The sequence below is a fragment of the Kitasatospora sp. NPDC029367 genome, from assembly GCF_055569135.1.
In genome coordinates this window covers 67,990-79,867 of record NZ_JBVHYH010000037.1, presented here as the reverse complement: position 1 = coordinate 79,867, position 11,878 = coordinate 67,990, and the positions used below count along the sequence as shown (strand labels likewise).

At 73.6% G+C, this 11,878-nt stretch carries 8 protein-coding genes; 3 read left to right on the top strand and 5 right to left on the bottom strand.

Annotated features, from left to right (window positions below):
* The first annotated feature begins 169 nt into the window (after positions 1 to 169).
* Positions 170 to 2,530 (top strand): ATP-binding cassette domain-containing protein, encoded by a 2,361-nt coding sequence (locus tag ACZ4W5_RS21010; RefSeq protein ID WP_465656112.1) that lies wholly within the window; start codon positions 170 to 172, stop codon positions 2,528 to 2,530.
* Between the two features lie 47 nt (positions 2,531 to 2,577).
* Here ACZ4W5_RS21010 and ACZ4W5_RS21005 read toward each other — a convergent pair whose 3' ends face one another.
* The 3 genes from ACZ4W5_RS21005 to ACZ4W5_RS20995 all read right to left on the bottom strand — a co-directional run bounded on the left by ACZ4W5_RS21005 (position 2,578) and on the right by ACZ4W5_RS20995 (position 6,303).
* Complete coding sequence (locus tag ACZ4W5_RS21005) at positions 2,578 to 3,183, bottom strand: GNAT family N-acetyltransferase (protein WP_465656111.1); 606 nt, start codon at positions 3,181 to 3,183, stop codon at positions 2,578 to 2,580.
* Positions 3,184 to 3,277: 94 nt separating this feature from the next.
* A complete protein-coding gene (locus tag ACZ4W5_RS21000; protein WP_465656109.1) occupies positions 3,278 to 5,155 on the bottom strand; it encodes an endonuclease/exonuclease/phosphatase family protein in 1,878 nt (625 codons plus the stop codon).
* 251 nt (positions 5,156 to 5,406) lie between these two features.
* Positions 5,407 to 6,303 carry a Gfo/Idh/MocA family protein gene (locus ACZ4W5_RS20995; protein WP_465656116.1) on the bottom strand — a complete coding sequence of 299 codons (897 nt, stop codon included), beginning with the start codon at positions 6,301 to 6,303 and terminating at the stop codon, positions 5,407 to 5,409.
* A gap of 277 nt (positions 6,304 to 6,580) precedes the next feature.
* Between ACZ4W5_RS20995 and ACZ4W5_RS20990 the strand changes: the two genes are divergently transcribed.
* On the top strand, positions 6,581 to 7,084 hold the full coding sequence (locus ACZ4W5_RS20990) for an allene oxide cyclase barrel-like domain-containing protein (protein ID WP_465656108.1): 504 nt from the start codon (positions 6,581 to 6,583) through the stop codon (positions 7,082 to 7,084).
* Positions 7,085 to 7,133: 49 nt separating this feature from the next.
* Here the strand turns inward: ACZ4W5_RS20990 and ACZ4W5_RS20985 are convergent, their stop codons facing one another.
* A complete protein-coding gene (locus ACZ4W5_RS20985; RefSeq protein ID WP_465656107.1) occupies positions 7,134 to 8,045 on the bottom strand; it encodes a LysR family transcriptional regulator in 912 nt (303 codons plus the stop codon).
* A 224-nt stretch (positions 8,046 to 8,269) separates the two neighbouring features.
* Here ACZ4W5_RS20985 and ACZ4W5_RS20980 point away from each other — a divergent pair, with 224 nt between their 5' ends.
* Positions 8,270 to 9,667 (top strand): TolB family protein, encoded by a 1,398-nt coding sequence (locus ACZ4W5_RS20980; RefSeq protein ID WP_465656105.1) that lies wholly within the window; start codon positions 8,270 to 8,272, stop codon positions 9,665 to 9,667.
* 222 nt (positions 9,668 to 9,889) lie between these two features.
* Here the strand turns inward: ACZ4W5_RS20980 and ACZ4W5_RS20975 are convergent, their stop codons facing one another.
* Complete coding sequence (locus ACZ4W5_RS20975; protein ID WP_465656104.1) at positions 9,890 to 11,500, bottom strand: CocE/NonD family hydrolase; 1,611 nt, start codon at positions 11,498 to 11,500, stop codon at positions 9,890 to 9,892.
* Positions 11,501 to 11,878 lie beyond the last annotated feature (378 nt).

Here is an 11,878-nt window from a genome sequence, read left to right as displayed (position 1 = left end):
CCCCCCCCCCCCCCCCCCCCCCCCCCCCCCCCCCCCCCCCCCCCCCCCCCCCCCCCCCCCCCCCCCCCCCCCCCCCCCCCCCCCCCCCCCCCGGGGCACCGACCGAAGAGCCCCGAAGAGCCACCGAAGAGCCACCGAGAAGCCACAGAGACACGGAGCGAACAGAACGATGGCCGAGCCGCACGCCGCCGACAGCCACGACCTGATCCGCGTGCACGGGGCACGCGAGAACAACCTCAAGGACGTCAGCGTCGACATCCCCAAGCGCCGCCTGACGGTGTTCACCGGGGTGTCCGGCTCCGGCAAGAGCTCGCTCGTCTTCGACACCATCGCCGCCGAGTCCCAGCGGCTGATCAACGAGACCTACAGCGCCTTCGTCCAGGGCTTCATGCCGACCCTGGCCCGCCCCGAGGTGGACGTCCTGGAGGGCCTGACCACCGCGATCCTGGTCGACCAGCAGCGGATGGGCGCCGACCCGCGCTCCACCGTCGGCACCGCGACCGACGCCAACGCGATGCTGCGGATCCTGTTCAGCCGGCTGGGCACGCCGCACATCGGCTCCCCCAAGGCCTTCTCCTTCAACGTCCCGTCGATCAGCGGCGCCGGCGCGGTGACCGTGGAGCGCGGCGGCAAGACGGTCAAGGAGCGGCGCAGTTTCAGCATCACCGGCGGCATGTGCCCGCGCTGCGAGGGCCGGGGCAGCGTCTCCGACATCGACCTCACCCAGCTGTACGACGACACCAAGTCGCTCACCGAGGGCGCGATCCTGATCCCCGGCTGGAAGCCGGACAGCTGGTGGACGGTCGGGGTCTACGCCAACTCGGGCTTCCTGGACGCGGACAAGCCGATCCGCAGGTACACCAAGAAGGAGCTCCAGGACTTCCTGTACCGGGAGCCGACCAAGGTCAAGGTCAACGGGGTCAACCTGACCTACGAGGGCCTGATCCCCAAGCTCCAGAAGTCCATGCTGTCCAAGGACAAGGAGGCGCTGCAGCCGCACATCCGGGCCTTCGTGGAGCGCGCCGTCACCTTCACCGCCTGCCCGGAGTGCGGGGGCACCCGGCTGAGCGAGGCCGCCCGCTCCTCGAAGATCGGCGGTGTCAGCATCGCCGACGCCTGCGCGATGCAGATCAGCGACCTCGCGGACTGGGTCCGGGCGCTGGACGAGCCCTCGGTGGCGCCGCTGCTCGACGCGCTGCGGCAGGCGCTGGACGCCTTCGTCGAGATCGGCCTCGGCTACCTCTCGCTGGACCGCCCCTCCGGCACCCTGTCGGGCGGCGAGGCGCAGCGGGTGAAGATGATCCGCCACCTGGGCTCCTCGCTCACGGACACCACGTACGTCTTCGACGAGCCCACCACCGGGCTGCACCCGCACGACATCAGCCGGATGAACGACCTGCTGCTGCGGCTGCGGGACAAGGGCAACACGGTGCTGGTGGTGGAGCACAAGCCGCAGACCATCGCGATCGCGGACCACGTGGTCGACCTCGGCCCCGGGGCGGGTGCGGCGGGCGGCTCGGTGTGCTTCGAGGGCAGCGTGGCCGGGCTGCGCCGGAGCGGCACCGTCACCGGCCGGCACCTGGCGGACCGGACGGCGCTGCGGGAGGAGGTCCGCAAGCCCACCGACTCGCTGGCGATCCGCGGCGCGGACAGCCACAACCTGCGGAACGTGGACGTGGACGTCCCGCTCGGGGTGCTGACCGTGGTGACGGGGGTGGCGGGCTCGGGGAAGAGTTCGCTGATCCACGGCTCGATCCCGCCGAGCGAGGGCGTGGTCTCGGTCGACCAGGGTGCGATCAAGGGCTCCCGGCGCAGCAACCCGGCGACCTACACCGGGCTGCTGGAGCCGATCCGCAAGGCCTTCGCCAAGGCGAACGGCGTGAAGCCGGCCCTGTTCAGCGCCAACTCGGAGGGCGCCTGCCCGACCTGCAACGGCGCCGGCGTGGTCTACACCGACCTGGCGATGATGGCCGGGGTGGCCACCACCTGCGAGGACTGCGAGGGCAAGCGCTACCAGGCCGCGGTGCTGGAGTACCGGCTGGGCGGCCGGGACATCAGCGAGGTGCTGGCGATGTCGGTGACCGAGGCGGAGGAGTTCTTCGGCGACGGCGAGGCGAAGCTGCCGGCCGCGCACCGGATCCTGGAGCGGCTCGCCGACGTCGGCCTGGGCTACCTCAGCCTCGGGCAGCCGCTGACCACGCTGTCCGGCGGTGAGCGGCAGCGCTTGAAGCTGGCCACCCACATGGCGGACAAGGGCGGGGTCTACGTCCTGGACGAGCCGACCACCGGGCTGCACCTGGCGGACGTCGAGCAGCTGCTCGGGCTGCTGGACCGGCTGGTGGACTCCGGCAAGTCGGTGATCGTGATCGAGCACCACCTGGCGGTGATGGCGCACGCCGACTGGATCATCGACCTCGGGCCGGGCGCCGGGCACGACGGCGGCCGGGTGGTCTTCGAGGGCACCCCGGCCGAGCTGGTCGCGGCCCGCTCGACGCTGACCGGCGAGCACCTCGCGGAGTACGTGAAGTGAACCGCCGGGGCGCCCGGTAGGACGTGTCCTGTGGATCAGGCCACGCCCTACCCCAGCGGGAGGACCATCTCCAGGATCCGGGCCCGCTCGTCCAGCACGTACGGCGTCTCGCCGCCGGTGTAGGTGAAGCCGCGTCGCCGGTAGAAGGCGGCGGCGCGGTCGTTCGCCTCGTGGACGCCGAGCAGCATCCACTCGGCGCCGCCCTCCCGGGCCCAGGCGATCACCGCGTCCAGCAGGGCGTCGGCGACGCCGCGCTCGCGGCCGCGGTGCGCCGGGTCGACCCAGACGCCGATCAGGTCGACGGTGGCGGTCTTGCGGCTGGGGATCGAGAGCATGGTGGCGACCCACCGGTCGTCCGCGTCCACGGCGACCAGGCCGATCCGGCCGGGCTCGTTCAGCCAGTCCGTGCGGGCCCGCCAGTTGCCCTCGCCCTGGAGCAGCGCGTACGCGTGGGTCTCGCCGAAGGCCAGTGGGGTGTCGAGGAGTTGGGCCAGCCGGATGGTGCGCAGCCGCTCCCAGTCGTCCGGTCCGATCCGCTCGATCCGGTACTCCGGGCGGGCCGTGGCCTCCGTGGCTTCCGCACCCGCCGGACCTGCCGCACCCGCCGGGCCTGCCGGGCCTGCCGGGCCTTCCGCACCTGCCGCGTCCGCCATACCCGCCATACCCGCCATGCCCGCCCCCGTCACGCGATGCCGCCTCCGCCGCCGGCGGTCGCCGACGACGGAGGCAGGATAACCGCGGCTCGGGTCAGGGCCTGAGGCGGACCACCTGCGGGTCGTGGTCGCTGGCCTGCTGGGCGAACTCGGCGTTGATGTGCACCACGTCGTACTTGGCCTGGCCGAGCTCGGGGCTGACCAGGACGTGGTCGAGCACCTGGGAGTTGCCCTGGTAGACGTACGAGTACTGCTCGGTCTCCGGCAGCTCGTTCACCAGGTCGCGCAGCACGCCGCCCTTGGTGAGCGCGGCCAGCGCGGGCGAGAACTGGTAGTCGTTGAAGTCGCCGAGCGAGACGATCCTGGCCTGCTTGTCGGCGGCCAGCAGTCCGGCGACGAAGGCCTGCTCGACGGTGGCCTGCTGGACCCGCTGCACCTCGGAGCCGCGGGTCGGGGCCTGGAAGCGGCTGTCGATGCCCTGGTCGCCGCCCTTGCTGTTGAAGTGGTTGGCGATCACGAAGACCTTCTGGCCGCGGAAGACGAACTGGCCGACCAGCGGCTTGCGGCTGTCGGTCCAGGCGTCGTCGGTGGGCGCGATCCGGCCGGGCGAGGCGGTGAGCGCGGTGGCGGCGCCGGTGCCGGTGACGCCGACGGCGGTGGTGGCGCTGCCGCCGGGGATGTCGGTGAAGGAGACCCGCTGGGGGTTGAACAGGAAGACCTGGCGGATGTTGCCGCCGGGCTCGCCGCCGTCCTTGCCGTCCTGGGGGTCGACCGAGCGCCAGTCGTAGGCGGGGCCGCCGGCCGCCTTGATCGCGGCGAGGAACTTGGCGACGGTCTGGCTCGCGTCGACGGTGCCGTCGCTCTTGGCGCCGTTGTTGTCCTGGATCTCCTCCAGGGCGACGATGTCGGGCGAGCGCAGGTTGGTGACGACGCCCTGGGCGAGCTGGGCGAACTTGGCGTCCGGGTTGGTGGCGGCCAGGTTCTCCACGTTGTAGGTGGCAACGGTGAGTTCGCGCTCGCTCGCCTGCGGGGTGACCTCGCGCTGGAGGTGGTTGTCCTTGAGGGTGCCGAGGGTGCCGGCCACCAGGGTGTAGCCGCCGAAGGCGTTGTAGTCCAGCGGGCCGGTGGTGGTGCCGGTCAGCTCGTCGCCGACGTTGGCCACCGGGAAGGGCTGCTGGGTGACGGCGGCCTGCTGCTGCACCATCAGGCGGCCGACGTTGGGTTCGCGGTAGGACTCGTAGAGCACCCCGCCGCGCTTGCTGCGCTGGTCCTGCCGGTCGGCGGCGACCCAGAGCTCGTTGTACTTGTCGGTCGCCTGTATCACCCGGACGTCCTTGACCTGGACGAGCATGCCCTCCAGCGACTCGTAGAAGTCCAGGGTGTACTTCTCCGGGTCGAGCCGCCCGGCGTCGATGCTGCCGTCGGGCCCGGCCGGCGGGGCGTAGCTGCCGGGGATGTCGCGGGTGTCCACCACCACGGGGGCGGGCAGCGGGTTGCCGGCGGAGAGCACGGTGACGGCGGGGCCGGTGAGCTCGGTGACGGACTGCGAGCCGCCCGAGTAGTTCGGGTAGTACTCGGTGACCTTGCCGCTGACCAGCACCGAGTCGCCGACCTTCACGGTCGGGTTTCCGCCGGTGAAGACGAAGATGCCCTCACTGGTGGCCGGGTCGGCGTCCGGGTTCGGGTCCTGCAGCCAGAATCCCTTGGAACTGCCGTACGCGCGCACGCCGGTGACGATTCCGGGCACGCCGGTGACCGGCTTTCCGGCCTGCGGGGAGACCCGGGTGGTGCCCTGGATGTCGTGGATCCGCAGCGGCCCGGCCTCGGTGGGCGCGGGCGGGGCGGCGGCCGCGCCGGCCGCGACGGCGGACGGCAGCGGGACGAGCACCAGCGAGACGGCGAGTGCGGCCGGGGCGACGGCGGCGCGCAACAGGGCGGCTCTGCGGGGGCGGGGGGCGGGGGCGGTGGTCACCGGGGCATGGCTCCTAGCTCGGGCAGCGGACGCTACTCGCGTAGAAGGAAGGTGGGGAGAGAGCGGGGGACGGCTCCCGTTCCCCCGCGGCGCCCTCAAGATACGCGCGTAGAAAATGCCCCGACAAGACCTCGTCAATGAACTGTCGGTTCCGGCCCGGTGACCTGCGGAAGCGTCGATTCGGTTGTCTCCCAGGCTCCTTCCAGCCCGCTCCCAGCAATCCCCCGGTTCGACCGGGCCTTTGCCCGGATCTACCCGATCCGTTCCACGATCAGCTCGCACAACTCGTGGGTGCGCAGCGCGTCGTGGGCGTCCAGGGTCTTCCCGGCCCGGACGGCGTCCAGGAAGCCCAGCACGCACTGCTCGATCCCGCGCTGACGGGCCACCGGCACCCAGTCGCCGCGCCGCCGGACGGTGGGCTGGCCGCGGTGGTCGATCACCTCGGCGAGGTTGCGCACCTCCCGCTTGGAGTCGCCGCCGGAGACCTCCAGCACCTCCTCGGTCGAGCCGGAGACCCGGTTCATGATGCCGAGCGCGGTGAAGCCCTCCCCGCCGAGCGTCAGCACCACGTGCTCCACCAGGCCCTCGCGGTCCTTGCGGGCCCGGACGTCCACCTGCTCGATCTCGCCCGGTACCAGGAACCGCAGGGTGTCCACCACGTGCACGAAGTCGTCGAACACCAGCGACCGGGCGGCCTCGGGCAGGCCCTCGCGGTTCTTCTGCAGCACGATCAGGTCGCGCGGGCGCTCCAACGCCTGGGCGTAGCCGGGGGCGTGGCGCCGGTTGAAGCCGACCATCAGCGAGCGGCCGGTCCGGTCGGCGAGGTCGACCAGCCGACGGGCGCCGTCCACGGTGTAGTCGAGCGGCTTGTCCACGTACACGTCCACCCCGGCGCCCAGCAGCCGCTCGACGATCGGCACGTGCTGGTCGGTCGCCGCGTGCACGAAGGCGGCCCGGATGCCGCTGTCGATCAGCGCGTCCAGGTGGGTGAACCGGCTTGCGGCGTCGATCCGGTGGGCCTCCCCCAGCCGGTCCAGCTTGGCCCGGTCCCGGGTCATCAGGCGCAGGTCCAGCCCGGGCAGGGCGGTGATCACCGGCAGGTACGCCTTCTGCGCGATGTCGCCGAGGCCGATCACCCCGACCGGCAGCGGGCCGGCGGGGTCGGCGGGGACGACGGTCGAGGTCATGGGGGCTCCTGGAGTGCGGCCGGTCATGGTTCCCGCCACCCTACGCGGTCCGCCGCACGGCGGTTCGGGCACGATCCCGGCCTCCGTCCCACGGGGGCGGCGGCGGGGCGGGGGTCGCCGTTGCCGGTCATGCCCGGGCGGGCATGGTGCGATAGCGGAATTGGTCTTGGCGGGGGCGGACCGGCCGGTCATAGCGTCGAGGGAGTTCGCAGCAGGGTTCTCTACGAAGGGGTCCACCATGGCCACCACCGCAAGCAGCAACAGGTACCTGACGGTCCGGAGGTTCGTCGCCGCCTCGCTGGCCACCGCCGCGATCGGCCTCGCCGCCGTGGGCAGCGCGGACGCCGACGCCCCGCGGCGGGGCCGGGTCGAGGTGCTCGAACTCCAGGTCCGGAACGACCAGTACGAGGCCCTGGACCTCGGCCCGGCCGGGCCGGGCCTGGGCGACCAGGACGTCTACTCCGGCGGCACCGTCCAGGACGGCCGCGAGGTCGGACGCGGCGGCGGCACCTGCCAGGTGGTCCAGATCCACGGTGCGGAGGTCACCAAGCACTGCCTGCTCACCATCGAGGTCCAGGGCGGCTCGCTGACGATGCAGTCGCTCTGGACGAACGGATCGGGCGCCCCGCTCGACATGGCGGTCACCGGCGGTACGGGCGCCTACGGCGGTGCGCGCGGCACGGCCCGGTTCTGGGACATCGGCACGCCGAACGAGCGGGCCCGGGTCGAGATCCAGCGCTGATCCCCGGCGCCTGAGGCCCGGGCGTCAGGGCGTCGCGGGCGTCAGGGCGTCAGGCGCCCGCGGCGGCGGCCTCGGCGAGGGAGTCGAGGACCGGGCGGAGCAGCGGGTGTCCGTCGGCGCCGGCCCGGACGGCGGCGAAGACCCGGCGGGTGGCCAGGTCGCTGTCGACCGGGCGGACCGCCACGCGGTCCAGGTCCACCCCGCGCAGCGCGGAGCGCGGCACCAGGGCGACGCCCGCGCCCACCGAGGCCAGGGCGACGACGGCGCGGAAGTCGTCGGAGGAGTGCAGCAGGCGCGGCTGGAAGCCGGCGTGCTCGCAGGCCAGCAGGACCACGTCGTGGCAGGGGTTGCCCGGGTAGGGGCCGATCCACGGCTCGTCCGCCAGCGCGGCCACCGCCAGCGGCCCGGCCTCGGTGGCCAGCGGGTGGGCCAGCGGCAGCACCGCCTCGAAGGGCTCGGCGTACAGCGGGACCCTGGTCAGCCGGGCGTCGTCGGCGCGCGGGGCGCCGCGGTACTCGACGGCCACCGCGAGGTCGGCGCGGCCGTCCAGCACCATCGGGAGGCTGGCGTCGCCCTCGGCGTCCAGCACCTTGAGCCGCACCCCGGGGGCCCGGACGGCCAGCAGGCCCATCGCCGGGGCGAGCACGTGCGAGATGCCGGTGGCGAAGGACGCGACGGTGACCTCGCCCGCGACGCCCGCGCTGTACGCGGCGAGGTCGGCCTCGGCCCGTTCCAGCTGGGCGAGCACCGCGTCGGCGTGGCCGAGCAGGATCTCCCCGGCGGCGGTCAGCCGCACGCCCCGGCCCTCCCGGGCCAGCAGGTGGTGGCCGGTCTCCTGTTCCAGGGCGGCCAGCTGCTGGGAGACCGCGGAGGGGGTCAGGTAGAGGGCGGCCGCCGCGGCGGTCACGGTGCGGTGGTCCGCCACGGCCCGGAGGGTCCGCAGCCGTCGTGCGTCGATCACACGCCCAATTCTGCCAGCGCGGCGCGATGGTCCGTCCGGGCTGCGGTTCCCGGGGCCGTTGCCGGGGCCGTCGCCGGGCTCGTTCCGGGGCAGTACCACCGGTGGCGTATTTCGGCGCGAGATCGTCTCGGCCCGTTGACCGCCCGGACCGCCCGGCGCTTGGCTCGGGACGGACCGGGCCGGGGACTCCGGGGCCCGGTACTCGTCATCAGGGGAGGATGTCCATGATCACCGCTCGTTCCCGCCGCCGGCTCGCCCGCGCCGGCTGCGTCCTGGTGGCCGCCCTGGCGGTCGGCGCCGTGATGCCCGCCGCCGAGGCCCGGCCGCCGAAGGGCGACACCGCCCGGGTCAGCGAGGGCTTCAAGGGGGAGCAGCTGAACGGCGCCTCGACCGGGCTCGGGCTGAGCGCGGACGGCCGTTCGGCGCTGTTCTCGTCGAGCGCGACCGACCTGCTGCCGTCCACCGGCACCCCGAACTCCGGCGAGGTCTACGTCCGCGACCTGCGCAACGGCCACCTCGAGCGGGTCAGCGTCGCCGACGACGGCTCGCAGCTGAACGCCCCCACCACGGACGCCTCGATCAGCGCCGACGGCCGGTTCGTGGCGTTCAGCACCGCCGCCACCAACGTCGTCCCCGGCCAGGCCAAGCACGCGAACGACGTGTTCGTCCGCGACCGCTGGACCGGGCACACCGAGCTGATCACCGGCGGCCTGCTCGCCACCGACGACGACGAGACCATCCGCAGCGCGGACAACCCCACGCTGAGCGCGGACGGCCGCTATGTCGCCTACGCCTCGAACCGCACCGACCTGACCACCGGCATCCGGCGCGGGAAGATCAACATCTATGTGACCGACCGCTGGACCCACACCACCCGGCTGGTCACCACCGGCCCCGCGGGCGGCACCGGCGGCACCGGCGCGGACAACCACTCCTACCGTCCGACGATCAGCGCGGACGGCCGCACGGTCGGGTTCGTCTCCCGGGCCTCGAACCTCACCGACCCCGCCCCGGGCACCCCCGCCGCTCCGGCGGCCGCCGACGCCGAGCTGGCCGGCCCGCGCTTCTACCCGTACTACGTCTGGTCCGCCGCCACCGGCCGGACCGTCGTCGCCAGTGTGGACACCACCGGCGCCGAGCGCGGCGTCGGCCTGATGGACGCCCGGCTCAGCCCCGACGGCCGCTACGCGCTGTACGGCATGCCGACCTACGGCGTCGACCCCCGCCCGGGCGGCCACGGCCTCCGGATGGACCTGTACGTCCACGACCTGGTCACCGGCACGGTCACCCTGGTCAACACCCCGCTGCCCGGCACCACGCCCACCGACGGCTCGTACGACCCGGCGATCACCGCCGACGGGCGCTGGGTCTACTTCGACTCCGCCGCGGACGACCTGGTCGCCGACGACACCAACCAGGCCTCCGACGTGTTCCGCCGCGACCTGTGGACCGGCCGGATCGAGCGGGTCAGCCTGGCCTCGGACGGCTCCCAGAGCACCGCCGCCGCGCAGAACCCGTACGTCGACGCCGAGGGCGGCACGGTGCTGTTCGACGCCGAGGACGGCAATCTGGTGCCGGGCGACACCAACACCGTCACGGACGTGTTCCGCCGCCGCCTCTGAGCCGCGCCCGGCCACCACACCCGCCACCGCACCCGGCCGGACCATCCGGCCGCCCTGCGCCCGATTACGTCTGTTGACGTATTTTCCGTCCGGATTCATCTCAGCTGTTGACCCCGGGGGCCGCCCACGGCTTGGCTCGTCCCCGGACCGACCGCCCGGGGGGCCTGTCCGACCCGCCGCCGCCCCGCCCTCCGACTGCGGGAGGGCGGGGCGGCGCCGGGCTCAGCGGACGGGCAGCGCGACCTCCGCCGGACCGAAGGTCACCGTGCTGCCCGCCGGTGTCTCGCCGCCGTACAGGCCGTCCTGGGTGCCGAGCACCAGCGCGAGCCGGTGGCCGGCCGGGAGGTCGTACGCGGTGGGGAACAGCGTGACGTCCAGCGGGAAGGACTGTCCGGCCGGCCGTCCGGACCAGCTCTGCGGGGCATGTGCGATCAGCCGCCCGGCGCCGAGCGCGTCCACGTCGTAGAGGTACGCGACGGTGGTGCCCTGCGGCGCCGAGCTGGTTACGGTGGTGTGCACCCGGACGGCCCCGCGCACGGCGAGGCCCTGCCCGTACGGCTCCGACTGCCGGACAGCTGCCGCCCCGCGGTCCAGCAGCGGCACCAGGACGGTCGGCGGCTGGTGCAGCCACTGGTCGACCAGTCCGGAGAGCAGCACCGTGCCGCCGCTCGCACCGGACGGCCGGTCGCCGCGGACGGTGGCGGTGCCGACGAGGTCCAGCCGCTCGGTGCGGGAGGCGACCGAGTCCCAGTCCGGGTACGCCTCATGGGCGCCGCCCGGGCGGACCTCCAGGTCGACGCCCGGCGGCAGGCCCGCGCCCGCCACGCCCCTGAGGTGCTGGTCGAGCCAGCCGCGGGCGTCGTCCCAGGTGGCGTTGGAGAAGCCGAGCAGGCCGGTGAACTCCTGGCTGGCGTGGTCGCCGGGCCGCAGTTCGAGGCGCTTGGGGACGGTCAGCCGCCGGTAGAAGTCGGTCATCTGGCCGGGGTTGAAGAAGCTGTCGCTCCAGCCGTTGGCGAGGTAGACGGCGGCGCCGTTGGCGTTGATCCGGTCCAGGTAGGCGGCGGGCGAGCGGAGCTTCGCCCAGGCGATCACGTCGGGCAGGTCGTGGTCGCCGAACAGGTCGTCCAGGGCGTTCGCGAACTCCGGGCTCTTGCGGCCGGTCAGGCCCTCGATCCGGGCCAGCCTGGTGGCGGCGGCGGTGTGCCGGGTCTGCCCGCTGTACAGCGCGTCGGTCAGGTCGGCCCAGCCGCTGAGCGAGGCGACGGCCTTGATCCGCGGGTCGAACGCGGCGCCGAGGAGGGTGAGGCCGCCGCCGAGCGACAGGCCGATCATGCCGACCCGGTCCGGGTCCGCCGGGGTGTGGGCGAGGGCCCAGTCGATCACCGTCGAGATGTCCGCGACGTCCTTGGGCCCGGCGACGTCCACCTCCCCGCCCGAGCCCCAGAACCCGCGCACGGTGTACGTCACGACGACGTACCCGGCGGCCGCGAACCGGTGCCCCTGGGCGACGTACTCCAGGTCGTTCTGCCCCCAGCTCGCAGGCTGCACCACCACCGGGTAGCGGCCCCGGGCGTCGGCGCCCGGGGTCCCGGCGGGCGGGGTGAAGACGTCGGCCTTGAGCACGATGCCGTCCGGGGCGGTGATGTCCGCCAGCCGGAAGCCGCCGAGTGCCGACGCGGCGGCCGGCGGGGCGGCCGGCGGGGCGGCGGACCCGGACACGGGTACGGCGGCGGCGGGCTGTGCCACCGCACCCGTTGCGAGCCCGAGCCCGAGCGCCAGAGCGAGGGCGGCGCTCGCCGTCCTGTGTCCGCCGGTTCGGTGGGGTCGTGCCATCACGCGCTGCTCCCTCGGTCCACTTGATGTGATCACGACGAGCCTAGTGATCGAACCCGGCCCCGAGGGAGATGATGATCAGCCAAATTACTGGCCGGTAACGTGAGCTGGCGGCGGAACCGCGAACGGGGGTGGGACACCGGTGCGGGCCGGTGTCCCACCCCCGAGGCGGGAGGGTGGGGCAGTTGGTCTTCGGGCCGCGCGGCGGTGGCGGGAAATCGATTCACCACCACCGCAGGGCGGTTGTGAGCCCGCGGGGACGGGCCGGTTCCGAGCGGCTCGGCCCCGCGGGCAGCTTGCGGGGGTCAACCCCCGTGCGGGTCAACCCTCCTGGGGGTCAACTCCTCCCGGGGGTCACCCTCTCGTGGAGGTCAACCC